The organism is Microlunatus capsulatus, assembly GCF_017876495.1.
GTDB lineage: Bacteria > Actinomycetota > Actinomycetes > Propionibacteriales > Propionibacteriaceae > Microlunatus > Microlunatus capsulatus.
Window position 1 is genome coordinate 1,096,892 of sequence record NZ_JAGIOB010000001.1, and the last position, 21,138, is coordinate 1,118,029.

24 protein-coding genes are annotated in these 21,138 nt (G+C 75.3%); 10 read left to right on the forward strand and 14 right to left on the reverse strand.

All coding sequences use genetic code 11. The features are described 5' to 3' along the window. Positions 1–12: 12 nt before the first annotated feature. The 9 genes from JOF54_RS05075 to JOF54_RS05115 form a co-directional block, all read right to left on the reverse strand. Positions 13–1,119 (reverse strand): fatty acid desaturase family protein, encoded by a 1,107-nt coding sequence (locus JOF54_RS05075; protein ID WP_307803844.1) that lies wholly within the window; start codon positions 1,117–1,119, stop codon positions 13–15. 126 nt (positions 1,120–1,245) lie between these two features. Beyond that, positions 1,246–1,899, reverse strand: coding sequence for a TetR/AcrR family transcriptional regulator C-terminal domain-containing protein (locus JOF54_RS05080; RefSeq protein ID WP_210053580.1), 654 nt, complete (start codon positions 1,897–1,899; stop codon positions 1,246–1,248). Positions 1,900–2,105: 206 nt separating this feature from the next. Beyond that, entirely contained in the window at positions 2,106–2,516 is a 411-nt protein-coding gene (locus JOF54_RS05085; protein WP_210053583.1) for an arsenate reductase ArsC, read from the reverse strand. After that, the gene (gene arsB / locus JOF54_RS05090; protein WP_307803846.1) at positions 2,513–3,634 is read right to left on the reverse strand and encodes an ACR3 family arsenite efflux transporter; all 1,122 of its coding nucleotides are present in this window, start codon (positions 3,632–3,634) and stop codon (positions 2,513–2,515) included. The genes JOF54_RS05085 and arsB overlap by 4 nt, the downstream gene beginning before the upstream one ends. Then, positions 3,631–4,005 (reverse strand): ArsR/SmtB family transcription factor, encoded by a 375-nt coding sequence (locus tag JOF54_RS05095; RefSeq protein ID WP_210053585.1) that lies wholly within the window; start codon positions 4,003–4,005, stop codon positions 3,631–3,633. Before JOF54_RS05095 ends, arsB begins: the two co-directional genes overlap by 4 nt. A 90-nt stretch (positions 4,006–4,095) precedes the next feature. Then, positions 4,096–4,905 carry a GAF and ANTAR domain-containing protein gene (locus JOF54_RS05100; protein WP_210053587.1) on the reverse strand — a complete coding sequence of 270 codons (810 nt, stop codon included), beginning with the start codon at positions 4,903–4,905 and terminating at the stop codon, positions 4,096–4,098. Between the two features lie 453 nt (positions 4,906–5,358). Next, entirely contained in the window at positions 5,359–6,099 is a 741-nt protein-coding gene (locus JOF54_RS05105) for an ANTAR domain-containing protein (RefSeq protein ID WP_210053589.1), read from the reverse strand. A 72-nt stretch (positions 6,100–6,171) separates the two neighbouring features. Further along, positions 6,172–7,458, reverse strand: coding sequence for a multidrug effflux MFS transporter (locus JOF54_RS05110; RefSeq protein WP_307803848.1), 1,287 nt, complete (start codon positions 7,456–7,458; stop codon positions 6,172–6,174). A gap of 74 nt (positions 7,459–7,532) precedes the next feature. Next, entirely contained in the window at positions 7,533–7,820 is a 288-nt protein-coding gene (locus JOF54_RS05115) for a DUF1330 domain-containing protein (RefSeq protein ID WP_210053591.1), read from the reverse strand. A 94-nt stretch (positions 7,821–7,914) separates the two neighbouring features. Here JOF54_RS05115 and JOF54_RS05120 point away from each other — a divergent pair, with 94 nt between their 5' ends. Beyond that, positions 7,915–8,310: a rhodanese-like domain-containing protein gene (locus JOF54_RS05120; protein WP_210053593.1), complete on the forward strand. Its 396-nt coding sequence runs from the start codon at positions 7,915–7,917 to the stop codon at positions 8,308–8,310. 19 nt (positions 8,311–8,329) lie between these two features. On the opposite strand, the gene JOF54_RS05125 is transcribed toward JOF54_RS05120, so the two are convergent. After that, the gene (locus JOF54_RS05125) at positions 8,330–8,803 is read right to left on the reverse strand and encodes a MarR family winged helix-turn-helix transcriptional regulator (protein ID WP_210053595.1); all 474 of its coding nucleotides are present in this window, start codon (positions 8,801–8,803) and stop codon (positions 8,330–8,332) included. A gap of 269 nt (positions 8,804–9,072) precedes the next feature. Here JOF54_RS05125 and JOF54_RS05130 point away from each other — a divergent pair, with 269 nt between their 5' ends. The 4 genes from JOF54_RS05130 (at position 9,073) to JOF54_RS05145 (ending at position 13,874) form a co-directional block, all read left to right on the forward strand. Beyond that, the gene (locus JOF54_RS05130; RefSeq protein ID WP_210053597.1) at positions 9,073–9,822 is read left to right on the forward strand and encodes a cobalamin B12-binding domain-containing protein; all 750 of its coding nucleotides are present in this window, start codon (positions 9,073–9,075) and stop codon (positions 9,820–9,822) included. Beyond that, positions 9,810–10,271 (forward strand): pyridoxamine 5'-phosphate oxidase family protein, encoded by a 462-nt coding sequence (locus JOF54_RS05135; RefSeq protein WP_210053599.1) that lies wholly within the window; start codon positions 9,810–9,812, stop codon positions 10,269–10,271. Before JOF54_RS05130 ends, JOF54_RS05135 begins: the two co-directional genes overlap by 13 nt. Positions 10,272–10,455: 184 nt before the next feature. Continuing rightward, on the forward strand, positions 10,456–12,057 hold the full coding sequence (locus JOF54_RS05140; protein WP_210053601.1) for an ABC transporter transmembrane domain-containing protein: 1,602 nt from the start codon (positions 10,456–10,458) through the stop codon (positions 12,055–12,057). After that, a complete protein-coding gene (locus tag JOF54_RS05145; RefSeq protein ID WP_210053603.1) occupies positions 12,054–13,874 on the forward strand; it encodes an ABC transporter ATP-binding protein in 1,821 nt (606 codons plus the stop codon). The genes JOF54_RS05140 and JOF54_RS05145 overlap by 4 nt, the downstream gene beginning before the upstream one ends. On the opposite strand, the gene JOF54_RS05150 is transcribed toward JOF54_RS05145, so the two are convergent. Continuing rightward, positions 13,847–14,617 carry a helix-turn-helix domain-containing protein gene (locus JOF54_RS05150; RefSeq protein ID WP_210053605.1) on the reverse strand — a complete coding sequence of 257 codons (771 nt, stop codon included), beginning with the start codon at positions 14,615–14,617 and terminating at the stop codon, positions 13,847–13,849. The genes JOF54_RS05145 and JOF54_RS05150 overlap by 28 nt on opposite strands. Before the next feature lie 239 nt (positions 14,618–14,856). Here JOF54_RS05150 and JOF54_RS05155 point away from each other — a divergent pair, with 239 nt between their 5' ends. Next, positions 14,857–15,504 carry a hypothetical protein gene (locus tag JOF54_RS05155; RefSeq protein WP_210053607.1) on the forward strand — a complete coding sequence of 216 codons (648 nt, stop codon included), beginning with the start codon at positions 14,857–14,859 and terminating at the stop codon, positions 15,502–15,504. A 62-nt stretch (positions 15,505–15,566) separates the two neighbouring features. Here JOF54_RS05155 and JOF54_RS05160 read toward each other — a convergent pair whose 3' ends face one another. Then, entirely contained in the window at positions 15,567–16,235 is a 669-nt protein-coding gene (locus tag JOF54_RS05160; protein WP_210053609.1) for a class I SAM-dependent methyltransferase, read from the reverse strand. A 67-nt stretch (positions 16,236–16,302) separates the two neighbouring features. Further along, positions 16,303–17,073: an SDR family NAD(P)-dependent oxidoreductase gene (locus JOF54_RS05165; protein WP_210053611.1), complete on the reverse strand. Its 771-nt coding sequence runs from the start codon at positions 17,071–17,073 to the stop codon at positions 16,303–16,305. 82 nt (positions 17,074–17,155) lie between these two features. Between JOF54_RS05165 and JOF54_RS05170 the strand changes: the two genes are divergently transcribed. The 3 genes from JOF54_RS05170 to JOF54_RS05180 all read left to right on the forward strand — a co-directional run bounded on the left by JOF54_RS05170 (position 17,156) and on the right by JOF54_RS05180 (position 18,268). Beyond that, entirely contained in the window at positions 17,156–17,707 is a 552-nt protein-coding gene (locus JOF54_RS05170) for a TetR/AcrR family transcriptional regulator (protein WP_210053613.1), read from the forward strand. A 125-nt stretch (positions 17,708–17,832) separates the two neighbouring features. Beyond that, complete coding sequence (locus tag JOF54_RS05175; RefSeq protein ID WP_210053615.1) at positions 17,833–18,075, forward strand: hypothetical protein; 243 nt, start codon at positions 17,833–17,835, stop codon at positions 18,073–18,075. Beyond that, on the forward strand, positions 18,065–18,268 hold the full coding sequence (locus tag JOF54_RS05180) for a hypothetical protein (RefSeq protein WP_210053616.1): 204 nt from the start codon (positions 18,065–18,067) through the stop codon (positions 18,266–18,268). Before JOF54_RS05175 ends, JOF54_RS05180 begins: the two co-directional genes overlap by 11 nt. Before the next feature lie 133 nt (positions 18,269–18,401). Here JOF54_RS05180 and JOF54_RS05185 read toward each other — a convergent pair whose 3' ends face one another. Then, positions 18,402–19,286, reverse strand: a complete 885-nt coding sequence (locus JOF54_RS05185; RefSeq protein WP_210053619.1) for an aldo/keto reductase — start codon at positions 19,284–19,286, stop codon at positions 18,402–18,404. A gap of 391 nt (positions 19,287–19,677) precedes the next feature. Between JOF54_RS05185 and JOF54_RS05190 the strand changes: the two genes are divergently transcribed. After that, positions 19,678–21,135 carry an FG-GAP repeat protein gene (locus JOF54_RS05190; RefSeq protein WP_210053621.1) on the forward strand — a complete coding sequence of 486 codons (1,458 nt, stop codon included), beginning with the start codon at positions 19,678–19,680 and terminating at the stop codon, positions 21,133–21,135. Positions 21,136–21,138 lie beyond the last annotated feature (3 nt).

A 21,138-nucleotide genomic window follows, 5' to 3' on the forward strand; every position in this document is an offset into this window, starting at 1 on the left:
TGGTGCGACGCGTCAGAGCGCGCGGCGGCCGGCGACCAGCGGGCAGAGGAACGGGTCGCGCCCCTTGAGCCCGACGGTGTTGAGATAGCGCACGACGATGCCGTAGGACTGCCACAGCGTCGTCTGGGTGTACGGGACGCCCATCGCGGCGCAGTGCGCCTCGACCATCGGCTGCACGTGCCGCAGGTGGGGGCGGGCCATGGAGGGGAACAGGTGGTGCTCGACCTGGTAGTTGAGCCCGCCCATGAGGACCGCCATCGGCCGGCCGCCGGAGACGTTGCGGCTCATCAGGACCTGACGGCGCAGGAAGTCCAGGCGCAGCCGGGCCGGCACCAGGGGCATGCCGATGTGGTTCGGGGCGAACGAGCCGCCCATGTAGAGGCCGAAGACCGCCAGCTGCACGGCCATGAAGGCGACGCCCTTGCCGGGGGGCAGCACGAGGAACACCAGCGTCAGCAGCCCGCCGAGGCGGAGGACGAGCAGGGTCAGCTCGACCCAGCGACGCTTGAGCTTCCCGCGGCCGAGCACCCGGATCAGGCCGTCGGCGTGCAGGGAGACGCCCTCGAGGAGCAGGGTCGGGAAGAAGTACCAGCCCTGACGGGCGACCAGCCAGCGCAGCACGCGCGGCCGCGGGCGCTGGGCCCGGGCCGGGGTGAACGCGATGACGGCGAGGTCGATGTCGGGGTCGGCGCCCTCCTCGTTGGGGGCCGCGTGGTGGCGGGTGTGCTTGCTCTGCCACCAGCCGTAGCTGAGGCCCACGAACAGGTTGGCCACGACGAGGCTCGTCCAGTCGTTCCAGCGCCCGGACTTGAAGATCTGCCGGTGGGCGGCGTCGTGGCCGAGGAACGCGGCCTGGGTGAGCAGGACCGAGAGGACGACGGCGCTGCCGAGCTGCCACCAGGTGTCGCCCAGCAGGACGAAGCCGACGGCCCAGGCGGCCAGCAGCACGGCGGCGCCGACCAGCTTGGTCCAGTAGTAGCCGTAGCGGCGGCGCATCAGGCCCGCCTCCTGCACGGCCCTGGCCAGGGCGGTGAAGTCGCTGGTGCTGCGCTCGGCCGCGGGACGGCGGACGCGCGGTGCGGCGCTCTCGGGCACGGGCGGGGTGGCGAGCAGAGTCACGGGAGGAGCCCCTCTAGGCGCGTGCACGGGGAAGGTCGGGTTCGAGGCCTTCCGGCAGGACGCGGTGAGCCGGGCTCAGCTTCGTGCTGCTGTAGATCTACGCCGTAGTCTACACGCCTGCGGACGTCAGTCCTCGCCGTCCGGCCCGTCGTCGCGGGCCGTCGCCAGCTCGGTCCGCAGGCCGGTGAACAGGACCGCCAGACCCTGGTCCAGCTCGGCCTCGCCGTCGTAGCCGGCGAGCTCGCTGGCCAGGCCGCGGACCAGCGGGAACTCCCGGGGCGGGAGCCGGTGCAGGCCCAGGCGCAGCAGGTCGGTGGTCTCCTCGGGGTCGGTCACCAGCTCCTGCAGCTCGGTGAGCATGTGGCCGTAGAGGAAGCCGATGTAGAGCCGGTAGACGCGCAGGGCGAGGGGCGGGGGGAACCCCGCGTCGGTCAGCACCCGCAGCAGCTTCTCCAGCGGTCGCAGCGTGCCCAGCGGCCGCAGCCCCAGCGGGGTGGACAGCGGGCGGGTGACGATGAGGTTGACGACGTGCGGGTGCGCCAGACCCAGCCGGCGGAAGTCGTGGGCCGTCCGCGAGAGCTGCAGCTGCCAGTCCTGCCCGCCGTCGGGGATGTCCAGCTCGTCGAGCACCAGCTCGACGATGCCGTCCAGCAGCGCGGCCCGGTCCGGGGCGTACCGGTAGAGCGCCATCGCGTCGCGCCCGAGCTCCTGGCCCAGCCGTCGACGGGTCAGCGCGTCCAGCCCCTCGTCGTCCACCAGCCGCAGCGCCGCGGCCAGCACCCGCTGCCGGGTCAGCGGCGTGCGGCCGCCGCTCGGACCGGGCTCGGAGGACTCGCGAGGAGCAGGAATGGCACGACCAGCTTCTGGGGGAGGCGACGGGGCCGAGGGCACCGGAGGGACAGCCGTCACCCTACCGGGCACGTCTAGGCCATAGACCTACGCCGTAGACCCGGCTGGCGGAGCCGGTCCCCGACGTGCACCGGCCCTCAGCCCGCCTCGGGGATCAGCTCGGCGACGAGGCTCTCGACCCGACGGCGGATCGCGTCGCGGATGGGCCGGACGGACTCCACGCCCTTCCCGGCGGGGTCCTCGAGGACCCAGTCCTCGTACCGTTTGCCCGGGTGGAAGGGGCAGGTGTCGCCGCACCCCATGGTGACCACGACGTCGGAGTCGACGACGGCCTGGTCGGTGAGGATCTTGGGCTTCTCGGCCGTGATGTCGATGCCCACCTCGGCCATCGCGGCGACGGCGGCCGGGTTGACCCGGTCGGCGGGCTCGGAGCCGGCCGAGCGGACCTCGACCCGGCCCCGGGACAGGTGGGTGAGGAACGCCGCGGCCATCTGGGAGCGGCCGGCGTTGTGGACGCACACGAAGAGGACGCTGGGACGGTCGCTCACGGACGGGCTCCTCGGACGGGGGTCGGCTCGGCGGCCGGGGCGGGCTCGGGGAACAGGTGCTCGCGGGCCCACAGGCTCAGGTAGACGAGCCCGACGAGGGCGGGCACCTCGACCAGCGGGCCGACGACCCCGGCCAGGGCCTGGCCGGAGGTGACGCCGAAGGTGGCGATGGCCACGGCGATGGCCAGCTCGAAGTTGTTGCCGGCCGCGGTGAACGCCAGCGTCGTGGCGCGCGGGTACCCCATCCCCAGCGCCCGCCCGATCAGCAGGCTGGCGGTGAAGACGACGGCGAAGTAGACCAGCAGCGGCAGCGCGACGCGGGCGACGTCCAGCGGCTCGGCGATGATCCGGTCACCCTGCAGGGCGAACAGCACGACGATGGTGAACAGCAGCCCGTACAGCGCCCAGGGGCCGATCCGCGGCAGCACCCGGGCCTCGTAGCCCTCGCGGCCGAGTCGGCGCTCACCGAGCGAGCGGGTCAGGAACCCGGCGAGCAGGGGGATGCCGAGGAAGACCAGCACGCTGCCGGTGATCGACCAGACGGAGAACTCCGCCGAGGTGGTGGGCAGGCCGAGCCACGACGGCAGCAGCTGCAGGTAGAACCAGCCCAGCGCGCCGAACGCGACGACCTGGAAGACGGAGTTGATCGCGACCAGGACGGCGGCGGCTTCCCGGTCGCCGCAGGCGAGGTCGTTCCAGATCAGCACCATGGCGATGCAGCGGGCGAGGCCGACGATGACCAGCCCGGTCCGGTACTCCGGCAGGTCGGCGAGGAAGACCCACGCGAGGGCGAACATGAACGCCGGCGCGAGCACCCAGTTGATGACCAGCGAGGTGACCAGCAGCCGGCGGTCGGCCAGCACGCGGTGGGTCTCGTCGTAGCGGACCCCGGCCAGCACCGGGTACATCATGACCAGCAGGCCGAGGGCGATGGGCAGCGAGACCGAGCCGACCGCGACGGCGTCCAGGACGCCGGCCAGGCCGGGGACCGTGCGACCCAGCACCAGCCCGAGGGCCATCGCGGCCAGGATCCACACGGGCAGGAACCGGTCGACCGTCGAGAGCCGGGCGGTGGCCTCCTGCTCCCCCGTCACCAGCGCCGACGTGTCGGCGCTCACCCGCAGCTCCGCGTCGCCGTCGGGTCGGACGGCGGCGCGATCAGGGCGGCGAGGTCGGCCAGCGCGGCGGGGCGGAGGCGGTAGTACACCCAGGTGCCGCGCTTCTCGCGCTGCAGCAGGCCCGCGTCGTGCAGCACCTTGAGGTGGTGGCTGATCGTCGGCTGGGACAGCGCGAAGCAGTCGACGAGGTCGCAGACGCACGCCTCACCGCCGGCGTGCGAGGCCACGATCGAGAGCAGCCGCAGCCGGACCGGGTCGGCGAGCGCCTTCAGCCGCGGCGCGACCTGCGCGGCCTGCTCGGTGCTGAGCGGCTCGCGCGCCAGCGGCGCGCAGCAGGCGGGGGCGTCGGCGGCGACGAGAGACATCGACATGCATCTATGTTGATGGCCGTCGATGCCAGCGCGCAACTCGAGGGCCCGGCGCGGCCCCTGGGTGCGGCTGCGGCAGGGTGGGGACGGCGTCTAGTTCCGCTCCGACCGGAGGGTCCCGCCGAGCCGCCCCTCGGCGGCTGCGTGCCCGGGCTGCGGGGCGCGCGCGTGCTCCACGACCTCCGTCGCGATCTCGTGCAGCTTGCGGTTCTGGTGCTGGGAGGCCTGGGTGAGGAGGCTGAAGGCCTGCTCGGCGCTGCAGTGCCGCAGCCCCATGAGGATGCCCTTGGCCTGCTCGATGACGGCCCGGGTCTTGAGGGCCTCGTGCAGGTTGCGGGACTCGGCGACCGCCGCGTCGTACATGACCGCGTTGAAGACGGCGACGGCGGCGTACCCGGCGAAGGTCTCGGCCAGCTGCACGGACTCGGGCGTGAAGGCCTCCGAGGCCGTCGAGTACAGGTTGAGGGCGCCGATGGTGGTCTGCGGGATCGGCAGTCCGACCGCCAGCACCCGCGTGACCCCGCGCCCGGCGGCGACCGCGGCGAACTCGGGGTAGTCCCCGTCGCGGTCGGCCGTGTGGACGGTGATGGTGCTGCCGGTGAGAGCCGCGTCCAGGCAGGGCCCGAACTTCCGCCCGTACTGCCGCTCGTCGAGGTAGGGGGCCAGCGGCCCGGTGAAGACGACGGTCCGGGGCTCGCCCCGCTCGATCAGCGTGACCGAGACGTCGGCCAGCTCGGGCAGCACCGTCGCGGCGAGGTCGGCGATGCGCTGCAGCACCTGCGTCATGGCGACGTCACCGGTGGGGTGCAGCAGCTTCCCGAGCTCGGCGAAGACGCCCAGCGGGGCGGCCAGGGGGAGGCCCTCGGACGAGGAGGGGCGGAGAGCGGGGGTCGGCTCCGTCATGGTCGGTCCTCACGCAGTCGGGACCCGCCGTCCGGACAGCCTGGCGGGGTCTGCGTGAGCCGCTGCTTGACCCAAGGCCGGCAGCCGTCGTCGACGCCCCCCGGTTCGCCACCCGTCGAGGCAGCCACAGGGGCGCCAGATTACCCGGGACCGCCCGGCTGCGTCACGTCAGGGCGGGCCGGTGGCGTGGTGTGCTGCGCATGCGTCGCGGACGACCGGGCTGGGTCCCGCGGTCGACGGCCACCACCAGACGAGACCTCGGAGAAGGCACCGGACCGGGCGGTGGACGCCGCACGCGAGTCCGGAGGCTGTCTGTTCAACCCGGCGAACCTGAACCACGCGCCCACGCTCTCTGGGCGGTGCCTTGTCCTCCACGGTACCCGTTCCGGGGCGTCTCACCCGTCGTCGTGCACCAGACCTCGGGACCCTGGCCCACGGGAGCGGAGCCACCGGTCACCCGTCGGCCTGCAGGACCTCGTCGACGGGCAGCTGGTGGCTGGTCAGCCGGTGCGCGACGTCGTCCAGCGTGGTGCCCTGGCTGAAGGCGTGGGCCCGGAGCACGGCCAGGCCCTCGGGCTGGCTGAGCTGGCTGGCCGCCATCAGCATCCCCACGGCGCTCCACACGTTCATCCGGCTCTGCACCGACTCACCGGCCAGCCACGGCACCTGCGCGTAGGCGTCCTCGACGTGCAGCTGCGTCAGCTGCGCCCCGGACAGCAGGGTGCTGACCACCGTCGTGACGTCGCCGCGGACCGGGTCGTCGACCAGCGCGGGGTCGGGGGTGGCGTCCTCCAGGTACAGGTCCAGGGCCAGGAACGGCCGCCGGTCCGGCCAGGCGAGGGGCAGCGAGACGACCGAGCGGAACGGGGTCCGGGCCATCAGCTCCCGGGCGAAGAGCGGCCACCGCTCCACCATCGCGGCCGTGTCGGCGAGCAGAGGGGCCGCCGTCTCCACCGCCGACAGGCACGGCCCCTCCCCCAGCGTCGTCTGCAACCGCTCCGCCACCCGCACCTCCTCCCCGCTCGCGCCCAGCGGGACGCGCAGCGAGTCGACGAGGCTCAGGCCGGCGCCGTCCACGCCGAGCACTTCCACCGCGGCGCTGGACAGGACCGTGGGCATGACGCCCGGGTCGACCGGGCCGCCCTGGAACGTCGACAGCACCGCCACCACGTACCGGTTGGACAGATCGCTCATCGCGCACCCTCCCGTCCCGCGGCCCGGCCGGCCGACGGCCCTCCCCTGCCTGGGTTCCCCGTCGCGCGGGGCTCAACCAGACCAGGCCCTGAGCCCGGTCCGGTCGCGGGCGAGCACGAGCAGTCCCACCAGCGAGAGGGCGGCCCCGGCGATGACCAGGGCGGCCAGCGGGACGGCGGTCCGGTCCCCGCCGAGGCCGGCGAGCGGGGCGACGGTCCCTGCGGCCACCCACTGGACGAAGCCGAGGAGCGCGGAGCCGGTCCCGGGGTGCTCGGGGACCTGGGCGGAGGCGAGCGCTCCCGCGTTGCCGCCGATGAGGCCCTGGGCGCTCATCAGCACGAAGAAGCAGACGACCACCAGCGGGAGCGGGGTGCCGAACCAGAGCGCGCCGACGAGCAGGGCGACGCCGGAGGCGAGCGCGGCGAGCTGGCCGACGAGGACGACCGCCCGGGTCGCGACCCGACCGGCCAGCCGGGCGGCGACGAGCGCCGCGACCGTCATCCCGCCGGCGTTGGCGGCGAAGTCGACGGCGTAGCCGATCGGCGACAGGCCGTTCATCGACTGCAGCACGAACGCCGAGGTGGCGACGTAGGCGAACAGCGCCGCCATCGCGGCCCCGCTGACCACGAGGTAGCCGACGTAGCGGCGGTTGCGGAGCACCTCCCGGCCGGCGCGGACGAAGGCCCGCAGCCCGCCGCTGTGCCGGCGGGCGGGCGGCAGGGTCTCCGGGACCGCGGCGAGCACGCAGGCCGCCATCACGAGGGCCAGCGCCGCGACCACCCAGAAGGAGACGCGCCAGCCGGACAGCTGGAGGATGACGGCGCCGAGGAGCGGCCCGACGACCGGCGCGATGCCGCCGACGCCGGCGATCACGTTCAGCACCCGTACCAGCTGCGCGCCGGTGGCCAGGTCCACGACGACGGCGCGGCCGATCACCATCGCCCAGCCGCCGGCGAAGCCCTGGACCAGGCGGGCCGCCGTCATCAGCGCGATCGTCGGGGTGACCGCGCAGGCGGCCGACGCCAGGGCGGTGACGAGCAGGGCGGCGAGCAGGGGGCGCCGCCGTCCCCGCTGGTCCGAGACCGGGCCGCCGACCAGCTGGCCGAGCGCCATGCCGACGAAGAAGGTCGTGAGGGTCAGCTGGACCTGGGTCGCCGTCCCACCCAGCTCGGCGGCGACCCGCGGGAAGGCGGGGACGTAGAGGTCGGTGGCCAGCGGGGCGATGGCGGTGAGCAGCACCACCGTCGCCACCAGGGCGGACGTCAGCCGGGCCCGGTCCTGGTCGCGCGCCGTCGGGCCGCCCGGCCGGGCGTCCAGGGGCCGGCGCCCGGGGAGCCGGACCCCGGCCTCGTCGTCCACGACGCCGACCCTAGGACCGCCCGCCCGGTCGGGCGAGGCCCTGCGAGGGCACCCCTCGCGGGGGTGCCCCGGGCTCAGAGCGCGGCGATGACCCTCATGTCGCGCCGGGCGCCGCCGTCGAGGGCGGCCAGCGCCTCCTGGTAGGCGGGGCTGTCGTGCGCGGCCCGGGCGGCCTCGACGGACGGGAACACGACGAGCACCGTGCGGGTGACCTCACCCGCCTCGTAGGTCTGCTCGGGCAGCCCGCGCGCCACGAAGGTGCCGCCCGCCGCCTCGAGCGCGGGGCGGGCCAGCCGGGCGTAGGCGTCGACCTTGTCCTGGTCGAGGATCTCCCGGTACGTGCTGATCCAGTAGGCAGTCATGCCGCCATCTTGGCGGACCGGGACCCCAGCTCGGGCGAGGTGGTCCGGCCGGGCCCGGGCAACCGCCGCCCGGGCGTCGGGAGATGCTGGCGGCATGGGGATCGAGGAGACGCTGGCGGCGTCGCGGCAGGGGGTCCGACGCCTCACCCCGGTCGAGGCGCGGGACGCCGCGGAGGCCGGGGCACTGCTGGTCGACACGCGCACCGACGTCCAGCGCGCCGAGCAGGGTGAGCTGCCGGGTGCCCTGGTGATCGACCGGACCGTGCTGGAGTGGCGCCTGGACCCGGCGTCGGAGAGCCGCATCCCGGAGGCGGTGGGCCACGACCTCCTCGTCGTGGTCCTCTGCCGGCAGGGCTACAGCTCCAGCCTCGCCGCCGCCTCGCTGCGCGGCATCGGCCTGCACCGCGCCACCGACGTCGTCGGCGGGGTCGAGGCCTGGCTCGCCGCCGGCCTGCCGGTGCACGAGGGGTCGGCGGACGTCCGCCGCTGAGCGCGGCGGCACCCCGGTGTCAGCCGGGCTCGTCGGAGGAGGCCGGACCCCGGGCGGCGACCTCTCCCGTCCGGGTCGACAGGTCCTCGGAGATCGAGCGCAGGTTCGCCGCCAGCACCTGGTGGTCCACGGGGTCGATCGAGCGGAAACCGGCGGACAGCCACTGGTGGCTCAGCCGGATCACCTCGTGCCCGCGGGACGTGAGCCGGACCAGCGTGCGCCGCCGGTCGTGCGGGTGGGGGTAGCGCTCGGCGACCCCCGACCGCTCGAGCCGGTCGACCAGGCCCGTCGAGGCGCCGCTGCTGAGCCCGAGCCCCGCCGCGAGCTCGTTCTGACCCTGGTCCCCGTGCACGGTCAGGTAGCTCAGGGCCTGGGTCTCGGTCACCCCCAGCCCGACGTGCTCGGACAGCACCTGGCGGTACTGCTCACCGGCGAGGATCAGCGCGCGCAGCCCGCGGACCGCCTCTTCCGTCCGGTCCTGCTCCTGAACCACTCGTGCTCACCTCACTGCTCCGTCGTCCGGTCTGGTGCCGCAGGATACTCGCAGCGCACTCGTACTTGACGACAAAGTCATCGCGTTACACGATGATCGCGCGAAGAGGAGAGTTTGGCCTGCTCGGGTCCCTGCGCGGACTCCGGCCGGCACGAGGGCTGACGGACGTGACGTCCCGACCGTCAGCCCTCGTCCCGGTCGGACGCGCGCGACCTCCCGGGCCGGAGCCCTCCTGGCCGAGGACGAGGGTCGAGGTGGAGGTGGTCGCGATGCTGGCAACCGGTCTGAGCACGACGGCCGAGCGGGCCCTGGTGGCGTGCTCGGCCCTGGACGGCCACGCGGTCGAGGCCGTCCTCGACGCGTGCTCCCGTCAGGCCGGCCCGGAGGCCGCGGTGACCGAGGTGCTCGTCCCCGTGCTGCGCGAGGTCGCGCGCTGCGTCGCCGCCGCCGAGCTCACCACCGTCCACCAGCAGCTGTTCACCGGGGCGGCGCAGCGCTGGCTGCGGCACGCCCGACGAGCCGCTCCCCCACCCACCGTTCCCGCCCCCGTGCTGCTCGCCTGCGCGCTGACCGAGCACCACGCCGTCGAGCTGGCGTCGCTGGAGCTCCTGCTCCGGCACCGCGGTCTCCCGGTGACCGACCTCGGGGCCAACACCCCGTCCTCGGACCTCCTCGCCGCCATCCGACGGCTCCGGCCCGCAGCCGTCGTGGTCTCGTGCCACCTGCCCCGTTCGCGTCCCCACGCGGTGGGCGCGCTGCGGCTCGCCCGGAGCCAGGGGGTGAGCACCTTCGCCCACGGCGCCGGGTTCAGCGCACCGGAGGAGGGCGACCGCGACCCGCTCGACCACCTCGACCCCGACCCGGGGGTGGCGGCGGACGCGATCACCCGGGCCGTCGTGCACCAGCGGTCGGGGCCATCCCTGCTGCTGCCCCCGACCGAGGTCGTACCCCGGCCCGGCACCGACCGCGAGGCCGCACCGGCGCGGCCGGCTCCGGACCTGTGCCCGTGCCCGCGCTAGGGAGGAACCCCGGGGCCGACGCCACCGCCCCCGAGCACGGCCTGCCGGAGGACCGCTGCCTCGCGCTCCTGAGGCGGCACAGCATCGGACGCGTGCTGTCGGCCACGACGGACGGGCTGGCGGTCGTGCCCGTCAACTACCGGTTCGACGGTGACCGGCTGGTGCTCAGCGCTCCCCCGGGCCTCGAGGAGCTGGCGGCCGCGTCCGGCCCCGTCACCTTCGAGGTGGACCAGCACGAGGAAGGTCTGCCCTGGTCGTGGGTCGTGGTCGTGCAGGGGACGCTCCGCGTGCTCGACGCCGACGACGTGGACGCGTCGCACTTCGACCCCCCGCTCGCCGCCTGGTCGGCCGACGGCGGGAGCCCGTACCTGGAGCTCGTCGCCCGCAGCTGGACCGGCCGCGAGCTGAGCCGCCACCACCAGCTCATCCCCGGGGCCGACGGCTGCTGAGCCGGTCGGGGGTCGGTGAGCCGACCGGCCCGCCGACGGCGACCGGTTCTCGGCGCCACCTCCTCGACCCGACCCGGCGGCAGGGCTCGGAGAGCGGCGCCAGCAGGTGGTCGCCGAGGCGGCCGACAGGCTCGCGCGGCATCATCGGGGCGACGTCGTCCCCCGTGCCCGAGCAGGAGCCGCCATGCCCCGCCCCACCGCCGTGCCCCGCGACCCGGCGCGGACGGACGTCGTCGACCACGCCGCGCTGCCCGGACCCGGCGGCCGGAGGTCGCTGATCCCCGCCCCGGACGCCCGGGCGTGGACGCTGAAGGTCGCGCTGTCCCAGCGTCCGTGGAGCTTCGTCGCCTCGATCGCCATGGCGGCGTCCTTCGTGTGCAACGGCCTGACGCCGGTGGTCATCGGCCACGCCGTCGACGAGGCGGTCGCCACCTCGGCGCTGGACCGGCTGGGGTTCTGGGTCCTGGTGCTGGCGGGGCTCTACCTCGTCGCGGTCGGCGTCGGCTGGGTCGCCCGCTTCATGCTGGTCCGCAGCCAGCAGCTGGTCAGCCACGACCTGCGCACCCTGGTGACCGACCGCATCCAGGACCCGCGGGGCTTCGCGGGCCGGGAGCGCACCGCCGGCGGCCTGCTCTCGATCGCCTCGTCCGACACCACGCGCGTCGGCGAGATCGTCATGATGACGGTGATGCCGGTCGCCGAGGCGGCCTCGATCACCTACGGCGCGGCCGTCATGTACTCCATCGACCCCTGGCTCAGCCTCGCCACGCTGGTCGGCGGGCCGGCGCTGGTCCTCGTGGCGCTGCGGGTCGGCCGCCCGCTGCAGGTCCGCTCGGTCGAGCGGCAGCAGGCCGTCGCGCAGGCCGCCGCCACCGCGGTCGACGTGGTCCAGGGGCTGCGCATCCTCAAGGGCCTGGGCGCCATCACGACCGTCCGCGGCCGGTACGAGGCGGTCTCGGGGACCGCCTACGTCAGGACCGTCGCGGCCAACGCGGCGGAGGCGCGGCTCAACGGCGCCACCGAGGCGGCCGGGGCGCTCTTCGTCTCCGGCCTCGGCATCGCCGCCGGCGTGCTGGCCCTCGACGGCCGGGTCACCATCGGCCAGCTCATCACCGTCGTGGGTCTGACCCAGTTCCTCATCACCCCGATGACGATGCTGGGCCGCAACCTCGCGTCGCGCTGGGCGTCGGCGGAGGCCTCGGGCCAGCGGATCCGAGAGGTGCTCGCCGCCGGCTTCGAGCGGACCGACGAGCCGGACGCCGCCCGCAGCGCCCGGACCGTCGACGCCCTGCCCGTCGGGGTCACCGTCGTCCGGGGGGCGGACCACGCCCTGGTCTCCCGCCTGGAGGCGCTGCCCCGGACGCGGGTCGTGGTCGCCCCGCACGCCGCCGACCTGTTCGACGGCAGCGTCGCCGACAACGTGCACCCCGACCGGGCCGTCGCCGAGCGGGCCCTCGCCGTCGCCTGCTGCGACGACATCCCCGAGGGCCCCGACAAGCGCGTCGGCGAGGGCGGGCGGATGCTCTCGGGCGGTCAGCGCCAGCGGGTCGCGCTGGCCCGCGCCGTCGCCGTCGACCCCGAGGTGCTGGTCCTGCAGGACCCGACCACCGCGGTCGACTCGGTGACCGAGCAGGACATCGCCGAGCAGGTGGCGCGGCGACGGGCCGGTCGGACCACCCTCGTGGTCAGCGAGGCGCCCGCCTGGCACGCCGTGGCGGACCACCACCGGAGCCTGGCGGACCTGCTCGACGGCGACGTCCGGCGGGCCGGGGAGGGCGCCCGGTGAGCGGCTCGACCACGGGCGCGGCCGCTCGCGCCGGGACGGGCCCGGGCGCGCGCTTCCCGCTCGCCACCCTGCGCCAGGTGCGGCGCGAGGTGGCGCGGCAGGTGCTCCTGGTCCGCGGGGCGCGCTGGTCGTTCCTGCTGGCCGTGGTGCTGCTCGGCCTCGGGGCGTACGCGACCGTGCTGGTCCCCCAGCTGATGGGGCAGGTCGTCGACCTCGTGACGGACGGCGCGGCCGCCCGGTCGATGGGGCGGATCGGCGCCGAGCTCGTGGCGCTCGCCCTCGTCGGCGCGGCGATGAGCGCCGGCGGCTTCTACCTGGTGTCGCGGCTGTCCGAGCGCGTGATCGCCAACCTCCGCCAGGACATGGTCTCGACCGCCCTCGGGCTCCCCCTGCACCAGGTCGAGGACGCGGGGACCGGCGACCTCGTCAGCCGGTCCACCGACGACGTCGCCGAGCTCTCCGCCGCCGTCACCGAGACCCTGCCCACCCTGTCGACCTCGCTGTTCTCCGTCGTCGCCACGGTGGTCGCGCTGACGACGCTGGACTGGCGCTTCCTCGTCATCCCCGTCGTCGTCGCGCCGGTGTACCACGTCGCCGCGCGGACCTACCTCGCCCGCGCTCCGCAGCGCTACGCCGAGGAGCGCGCCGCGATGGCCGAGCGCGCGCGCCGGGTGCTCGAGGCCATCCGCGGGCGGGCGACGGTGCGGGCGTTCTCGATGGAGGACCGGATGCACACCGAGATCGAGCGCGCGTCGTGGAGCGTCGTCCGGCTGGGCATCCGCGCCCGCACCACCATGCTGGTGCTCAACACCTGGATGCTCGTGATCGAGTTCCTCATGCTCGCCCTGGCCCTCGTGGTCGGCTACCACCTCGTGGCCACCGGCGAGCTCACGGTGGGTGCGGTGACCGGCGCGGTGCTGATGATCATCCGGATGCGGGGACCGCTGAACATGCTCATGCGGGTCCTCGACGTCGTGCAGTCCGGCTACGCCTCGCTGGCCCGGGTGGTGGGGGTCATCACCGACCCGCCGGTCCCGGTGCCCGACAGCGGGGCCGACGCGCCGCGCGGGCACGTCGAGCTGCGCGACGTCAGCTTCAGCTACGGCGGGGGCTGGGCCGTCCGGCACGTCGACCTCGCCGTCGCCCCGGGCGAGACCGTCGCCGTCGTCGGCGCGTCCGGGGCCGGCAAGACCACCGTGGCCGCGCTGGTGGCCGGCCTGCGGGTGCCCGACGCCGGCGAGGTGCTCGTCGACGGGTACCCGGTGTCCCGCCTCTCGGACCGCGAGCGCATCGCCCGGATCGCCACCATCAGCCAGGAGGTGCACGTCTTCTCCGGGACCCTGCGCCAGGACCTGACGCTGGCCGCGCCCGAGGCCACCGACGCCGAGCTCCTCGCCGCGCTGGACCGCGTCCACGCCGCCGCGTGGTTCGACCGGCTGCCGTCGGGTCTGGACACCGTGGTCGGTGCCCGCGGCCTCCAGCTGGAGCCCGTCGCCGCGCAGCAGCTGGCGCTAGCCCGCATCCTGCTGCTGGACCCGGCCGTCGTCGTGATGGACGAGGCCACCGCCGAGGCGGGCTCGGCCGGGGCCGGCGCGCTGGAGGCGGCGGCCGACGAGGTGACCCGCGGCCGGTCCGCCCTCGTCGTGGCGCACCGGCTCGACCAGGCCTCCCGCGCCGACACCGTCCTCGTGATGGACGGCGGCGCGGTGGTGGAGCGCGGGACCCACGAGCAGCTGCTCGCCCTCCGCGGCACCTACCACCGGCTCTGGTCGGCCTGGTCCGTCGGCCGTCAGGAGCGCGACGCCGACGCGTCCTGAGGGTGGTCGGCCGCGGTGGGCCCGCCGGCTGCCAGGTCCGCGAGGACGGCCGCACGCCCCAGAACGTCGATCTGGGCCTCGTTGTAGACCTCGAGGAGGGTCGCCACGACCGCCTCCTGGGTGACCCGCGGACCCCGCGGCTGGTGCGCGGCCTGGTCGACCAGCCACGGGTGGTCGGCGACGTGCTGCGCGAGCTGCGGGGCCAACGTCTCGGAGAGCCGCTGCCGGGTGGCCTCGTCCGCGTCCGGCGGCAGCGCGTCGAACGCGGCCCCCGCGTCGTCCGGCTCGGCCTCCACCATCGCCCTCAGGTCGGCCATCGCCGACGCGTCGTAGAGCTGGGAGTAGACCAGCACCAGCGACCGGTCCGGGCGGGACAGCCGGCCGGCGAGGTCCTCGAAGCCCGACGGCACGTCGGTGGCGGAGACCCCGTGCAGGATCGCCCGGATCTCGGCGCGGGCCCGCTGCAGCCGCTCGATGCTGGCGGCGAGGTCGGCGTCGATCGCCAGCAGGGCCGCCGACGGGCTCTCCCCCGCCGAGCTCACCGACTCCAGCTGCGCGAGCGGCACCCCGAGGTCGCGGAGCCGGCGGATCTGCAGCAGCCGCACGAGGTGCCGGGCGCCGTACTCCTTGTAGCCGTTGGACCTCCGTCCCGGCTCCTCGAGGAGACCGGCCCGGTGGTAGTGCCGGACCGCGTTCACCGTGGTCCCGGCGAGCTCTGCCACCTCGCGCGTGCTCCAGGCCATCGCCCGCTCCCCTCTCCTTGGGCCGTGGTCCGCCCACGGGCTTCGGGCGTCCCGACCGGCTGACGGCGTCACGACCAGTGAAGACCATGGTCCGACCACAGGGTCCAGCGCGGGAACACCGTCGGTCGGGGCCGACCAGGGTCGCTTGACCCTGTGCCGAGAACACGGTTTCCACTGTCTCCCGTCCCCGCGGACGGCCACCCGGCCGACGCGTGCCGCCGAACCTGGGAAGGGCTGACATGGACAACCCGTACGCGTGGTTGCAGGAGTTCGTCGCGCAGGTGCCCGAGATCCTCCGACCGCTGGTCGTGGCCCTCGCCGGCGCCGTCCCCTACGTCGAGGGCGAGGGGGCGGCGGCCTTCGGCATCCTCGCGGGCCTCCACCCCGTCGTCGCCGCGGCCGCCGGCGCGACGGGCAACATCGCCTGCGTCCTCGCCGTCGTGCTGCTGGGCTCCCGTCTCCGCGACCGGGTGGTCTCGCGTCGCGCCGCGGGAGCCCGGACGTCGCGGGCCGGGAGCTCCGTCGTCGCCGCTCCGCCGAGCTCCTCGGCCGACGGCGCCGGGTCCGCCGCGGTGTCCCGCACCCCTGGCCCACCGGCGGTCGGCGTGCTCGAGCAGCCCGCCGGCGACGAGGACCGGACGGGCGCGAAGCCGACCCGGCGCGCGAAGGGCCGGGCGCGGCTGAACCGCTGGGTGGTCCGCTTCGGCGTCCCCGGGGCGAGCCTGCTCGCACCGCTCGCGCTCCCCACGATGCTGACCGCCGCGTTCTTCGTCGGGTCGGGGGTCCCCAAGCACTGGGTCCTGCTGTGGCAGGTCGTCGCGATCGTCTCGTGGACGAGCGCGGTGGCGGTCGCGGCGACCGGCGCCCTCGCCCTCCTCGGCTGGTGAGCGCGCTGGCTCGCGGTGGCGGTCGGCACCCGGTCGGCCTGGGGGCCCAGCAGCCGCACCCCTCACCGCACGAAGGTGAACAGCGGTGCGGGCGCGGGTCGCAGGTCGACCGCGGGCCCGGCGTAGCGCACCACGCCCACGGCGGGCCGCCCGCCCCCGTCGTGCGTCTCGTACGCCTGCTCCTCGAACCCGGCGTCGGCGAAGCGGGCGCGCACCTCGTCGTTGAGGTCGCCGGCCGTGACGCCCGGCAGCTCGCGGCTGAACCGACGGCCCCGTGACCAGAGGACGGCCGCTCCGGGCCGGCACAGCTGGGGCGCGACGCCGATCACCCGCCAGACGTCCGCGTCCGCGATGTTGCCGAAGATGCCCACCAGCACCACGACGTCGGCCGGCGCCGCCCCCGCGTAGGCCTGCACCGTGCCGGCGTCGACGGCACGGACCTCGACGTGCGCCAGTCCTGCGGCGTCCGCCGCGTCGCGAGCCCGCTGGGCGAGCTCTGGGTGCAGCTCCAGCAGCACGGCCGACACCCGGTCGGCGTCGGCCCGCTCGGCGAGGACCCCCAGGACGTCGCGGCCGTCCCCGGCGCAGACGCTGAGCACCCGGCGGTCCCCCGCGCGCTCGTCGAGCGCACCGTGCAGGTGGCGGCGCACCCGCCGCAGCCTCCAGGACAGCCCGGAGCGCGGGTCGTCGTAGCGGCGGTGCCAGTCCTGGTAGTCGCGCGTGCCGGTCACCCCCCGATCATGGCCGCGCCGTCCAGCGGGATCCCCGGTCGGCCCCGCCGAGCGCCCGCCGCGCGGCTCAGCCCTTGTGACGCATCATCCGCTCGGCGGTCCGCAGCGCGAGGCGCGTGGGGAGGACGCGCGACGCGGCGGCGGCCAGGAGGCTGTTCGCCCGACCGTCGACGAGGGAGGGCGCCGAGCCCGCCAGTCCCCGCCAGGCCGTGTCGACGACCTGCTCCGGCGTGCGCTTCCTCCCGCTGGCACCGGGGTTCATCGGCGTGAGGGTGTCCCCCGGGGAGACGGCGAGGATGCGCAGGCCAGCGCTCCGGTTCTCCTCCGACAGCGCCTCGGTGAACATCCGGACGTAGGACTTCGAGGCCGCGTAGGCCGCGAGGTGCGGCACGGGCTGGTACCCGGCCGCACTGGCGATGTTGACGATCGTCCCGTGGCCCTGCGCGCGCATCCGGACCACCGCCGCCCGCGTCAGCAGGGTGAGCGCGGTGACGTTGAGGTCGACCAGCTGCCGCAGCGCCTGCTCCTCGGCCCGGTGCAGGTCGCCCTCCGGCGCGACGCCGGCGCAGTTGACGACGTGGTCGACCCGCGGCAGCCCGCCCACCAGCGCCTCAGCCAGGGCGGTGACGTCCGCCTCCCGGGTGAGGTCGGCGGGGTGCACCTCGACGGCCACCCGGTGCGCCCTGGCCAGCTCGGCCGCGAGGGCCTCCAGGACGGCGCCCGACCGGGCGACGAGCACGAGGTCGTACCCCTCCCGGGCGTAGCGGCGGGCGAACTGCTCGCCGATGCCCGAGCTGGCTCCGGTGATGACGGCGACGGGACGTGACGGGTGGGTCATGCGGGTCCTCTCGATGAAGCGGATGATCTATCCGAGAAGAGCCTAGCGTGATCCGGATGCCTGATCCGGTTAGAGTGCGGGGATGGACGGCCAGCGCAGGGACGCCGCACGCAACCGCGCGCACATCGTCGAGGCGGCCCGCGGACGAGCGGCCGCCGGAGAGGGTCTGGCGCTGAACGCCGTCGCCCGCGCCGCCGACGTGGGGGTGGGGACGGTCTACCGGCACTTCGCGAGCGTGGACGAGCTGGAGGAGGCCGTGGTCGCGGAGCGGTTCGACGAGCTCGCCGCCCTCCTCCGCGCCGCCGGTCCCGGGCAGCTCGAGCAGGTGCTGACGGCGCACTTCCGGCTGCTCGCCGACGACGCCCTCTTCGAGAGGGTGACGGCGCGCGCCGAACCGGCGCTGGAGCAGACGACCCGGACGCGCGACGCCCTGATCACCGACCTGGCGGAGCTCATGGCCCGCACCCGGGAGCGGGGCGACCTGCGGGCGGACGTCGACGCCGCCGGGGTCCTGCTGCTCGTGTGCGGGCTGGCGCACGCCGTGCGCAGCGCGGGGGTCCCCGCCGACAGCCCGCCGGGCCGGGTCCTCCTGCGCGTGGTGCTCGACGGGCTGCGCCCGCCCCGGCGGGACTGACGGCGGGACCCTCTCCCCGGCCCGCGGGATCCCCGTGACAGCCCGGAGCAGCCGTAGCGGTCGGCACGGGTCAGCAGAACGCCCAGCACTCGAACGCCTGTTCGAATGAGGGTTAGGGTGTGACCGTGTCCACCCAGCCGCAGGAGCCGGACCTCCGGCACGTCTGGGTGCAGGGCTCCGCGGGCTTCGGTGACCCGGTGCCGGCGGTGGTCATGGGGTGGGCTCCGGCCCCCGTCCGCCACGCCGGCGCCTCTCCCTGGATCTGCCTGGTCGCCGCCTGCCCGCAGGGCACGGCCCTCCTCGTGGAGTGGGTCAGCGGCGACCGCGTCGTCGGTGTCCGCGACCCCACACCCGCCGATGGAGGCTGAGGGCCGGCGACGTCGCCACGTCTGGGTCGACCTCGGCGGCGGCGGGCGGCATCCCGGCCTCGTCCTCGACTGGCGGCGCAGCCAGGACGGCCGGTGGGAGGCCCAGGTCGCCGTCGTCCGACCGCACTGGCTGCTCACCGCCTGGTACCCCTCCACAGCGCTGAGCCCGGTCGCCGACGACCGGTGGCGCTGAACGACGGCAGCTCCCGCCGGAGCGGGCCCACCGCGTGCTCGCGGACGCCGACCGGCCGGCTCCGAACGCGCTGAGCCGCCCTCGTCCCCCCGGGCTCGACCGGGACACCCGGAGGCCCCCCGGGCGTCCGGGGTCACTCCTGGTCGAGCGCGGTCAGCTCCTCCGGCGTCAGCTCGAGGTCAGCGGCCGCGGCGGAGTCGAGGATCGACTGCGGCCGCTTGGCGCCCGGGATCGGGATGACCACGGGCGACTGGGCCAGCTCCCAGGCCAGCGCCACCTGCTGGGCGCTCACGCCGCGGGCCTGCGCCACCTGCTGGAAGGCCGGGTGGTGGGTGGCCAGCTCCTTGGCGTCCGACAGCCCGCCGAGCGGGCTCCAGGGCAGGAAGGCCAGGCCCAGCTCGGTGCAGACGTCGATCTCGGGCCGGCTGCTGCGGAACTTCGGGCTGAACTGGTTCTGCACGCTGACCAGGCTGTCGCCCAGCGCCTCGTGCGCCGCCCGGATCTGGCCGGGGTCGGCGTTGGACAGCCCGATCATCGCCACCTTGCCGCTGGCCGCGATCTCGGTCAGCGCGCCGATGGTCTCGGCGTAGTCGACCTCCGGGTCGGGGCGGTGATGCTGCCACAGCGCGATCTGCTCGACGCCGAGCCGCGACAGGCTGGCGTCGACCGCCCGGTACAGGTGCTCGGGCCGCCCGTCGTGGTCCCAGCCGCCGCCCTCCGTGCGGAAGGCACCGCCCTTCGTGGCCAGGAGCACGCGGTCGCGGACGCCGAGCTCGTCGAGGATCGAGGCGATGAGCTTCTCGTTCTCGCCCTGGGCGTCCGGACCCAGCTCCTGGCCGGGCCCGTAGGCGTCGGCGGTGTCGAAGAGGGTGACGCCGGCGTCGAGCGCGGCGCGGACGGTGTCGAGCAGCTGCTCGCGGGGCTGGTGGCCGGTCTGGTCGAACGTCATCAGGCCGAGCCCGACCGCCCCGACCTCGACGCGGCCGACGGTGTCGTTGCCGAGTGCGCGTGTGTGCATGAGCCGACCCTACGGACCCTCCTGGGAGCCGCCGGGTGCGGGTCGTCGCCTCGTTCCCGATCCAGTCGATCCGCCCCGTCGACCGACCGGGACGAGATCCGCCGCCTGGCCCGGGACACCTTCGCCGTCCTCGACGGCCAGAGCCGGGCCGCGCGGACCGTCACCTCCCTCGAGCCGCACCCCGACGGGCGCTCCCGCGTCCTCGCCGCTGAACGCGCGGCCCCGCGAGCCCGGTGACGGCGGGCCACGCCCACCCTCCCCGGGGCCGCCGGCTCGTGCTGCCCCGTCGACGAGTTCCCCGCATTCCGGCGCGAGGATGTCCGGGATGCAACCTCTCGCCCTCCTGGTGCGTAGAAGGACCACCGACCCGTGACACCGAGGGAGACCAGCCATGCGAAGAGTCCGACGCACGAACCGGGTGATCGTGGCCGCCGTGGGGTTGGCCGCCACCAGCCTGCTGTGGACCGCCCCACCCGCCTCGGCCGCGTCCGGGTGCTCGACGAGCAGCTCCGACTTCGACCGCGACGGCACGCCGGACGTGGCCGTGGGGGTGCCGGGTGGAGCCGGTCGCAACGGCGCGGTGCAGGTGCGGCTCAGCAACGAGGGCGAGCCGATCACCACCACGGTGACCGGCGCCCCGGGGTTTGGTACGGCGGTCACGTCCGTGAGCTCGTACGCGGGTGCGGGCGACGACGAGCTCTGCAGCCAGCTGGTCGTCGGCAGCCCCGACGAGAGCACCCGCGCCGGCCTGCGGCGGAGCGGAGCCGTCCACGTGTACGCCTGGGACGCGGCCGCGCAGCGGTTCGTGCTGCGCGGGAGCTTCGCACCCCAGGCCCGGGGCGTGCAGGGCACAGCCCAGTCGGGCGCCCGTTTCGGTGCGGCCCTGGCGGCCGAGCAGCGGCCGGCCGGCACGACCGGTCCGAGCCCGGCACGGCTGTTCGTGGGGGCCCCGGGCACCGACCTCGGCGGGTTCCCCGACACGGGGCAGGTGACGTCGTTCTGGGTCGACGCCGAGGACGACCCCCTCGCCCACGAGACGGAGCTCACCCGGCTCGGCGAGCCCCTGACCGACGAGCCCACCCCGCGAGCCGCTCTGGGCTCGTCCCTGTCGGTGGCCGACGGCGTGGTGGCGATGGGCATGCCGGGCTTCCCGACGCGTGGTCAGGCCGGGGCCGGCGCCGTGCTGGTCGACCTCGTGGACGGCGGCCCTGACGACCCCAACGCCCTGGTGCTGAGCCAGGCCAGCGCGGGGGTGCCGGGCTCCCCGGAGAAGGGCGACCGGTTCGGGGCGTCGGTGCACGTCGTGCCCGGTCCGGCCGGTCAGCGGCCGACCGTGCTGGCGGGTGCACCCGGGGAGGACGTCGGCGAGGCCGCCGACGCCGGCTCCGTGACCGTCGCGCGCATCTCCCCCGACCTGGAGGTCAGCGGCGCGGCCCGGACCGTGCACCAGGACTCCGCAGGGATGGCCGGGTCGGTGGAAGCCGGCGACCAGCTCGGCGCCGCGGTCTCCAGCGCGCGGTACGGCTCCTCGACCGTCTACCTGGTGGGCGCCCCCGGGGAGGACGTCGGCACCGTGCGCGATGCCGGGATGGTGCAGACGATCGGCACCGGCAAGGGCTGGACGCAGAGCAGCGCGGGCGTGCCCGGCACCGTCGAGCCCGGTGACCGGCTGGGCGCCTCGCTGGGCGGTTCGCCGGCCACCGGGGCCACCCGGTCCTCGGTCGGCATCCCCGGCGAGGACGCCTCGACCGGCGCCGTGCTCGTCGGGCTCCCCGGCGGCGGCAGACCGGTCAGCTACCTGAAGGGGACCCAGGTGGGCAACCGGTTCGGCTTCACCGTGGCTCCCTGAGGA

Coding starts and splice junctions, on each gene's coding strand:
- JOF54_RS05105 (WP_210053589.1), bottom strand. CDS start 6,099: ATGAGCGATCTGTCCAACCGGTACGTGGTGGCGGTGCTGTCGACGTTC.
- JOF54_RS05190 (WP_210053621.1), top strand. CDS start 19,678: ATGCGAAGAGTCCGACGCACGAACCGGGTGATCGTGGCCGCCGTGGGG.
- JOF54_RS05180 (WP_210053616.1), top strand. CDS start 18,065: ATGGAGGCTGAGGGCCGGCGACGTCGCCACGTCTGGGTCGACCTCGGC.
- JOF54_RS05115 (WP_210053591.1), bottom strand. CDS start 7,820: ATGACTGCCTACTGGATCAGCACGTACCGGGAGATCCTCGACCAGGAC.
- JOF54_RS05165 (WP_210053611.1), bottom strand. CDS start 17,073: ATGACCCACCCGTCACGTCCCGTCGCCGTCATCACCGGAGCCAGCTCG.
- JOF54_RS05120 (WP_210053593.1), top strand. CDS start 7,915: ATGGGGATCGAGGAGACGCTGGCGGCGTCGCGGCAGGGGGTCCGACGC.
- JOF54_RS05185 (WP_210053619.1), bottom strand. CDS start 19,286: ATGCACACACGCGCACTCGGCAACGACACCGTCGGCCGCGTCGAGGTC.
- JOF54_RS05130 (WP_210053597.1), top strand. CDS start 9,073: ATGCTGGCAACCGGTCTGAGCACGACGGCCGAGCGGGCCCTGGTGGCG.
- JOF54_RS05140 (WP_210053601.1), top strand. CDS start 10,456: ATGCCCCGCCCCACCGCCGTGCCCCGCGACCCGGCGCGGACGGACGTC.
- JOF54_RS05150 (WP_210053605.1), bottom strand. CDS start 14,617: ATGGCCTGGAGCACGCGCGAGGTGGCAGAGCTCGCCGGGACCACGGTG.
- JOF54_RS05155 (WP_210053607.1), top strand. CDS start 14,857: ATGGACAACCCGTACGCGTGGTTGCAGGAGTTCGTCGCGCAGGTGCCC.
- JOF54_RS05095 (WP_210053585.1), bottom strand. CDS start 4,005: ATGTCGATGTCTCTCGTCGCCGCCGACGCCCCCGCCTGCTGCGCGCCG.
- JOF54_RS05100 (WP_210053587.1), bottom strand. CDS start 4,905: ATGACGGAGCCGACCCCCGCTCTCCGCCCCTCCTCGTCCGAGGGCCTC.
- JOF54_RS05170 (WP_210053613.1), top strand. CDS start 17,156: ATGGACGGCCAGCGCAGGGACGCCGCACGCAACCGCGCGCACATCGTC.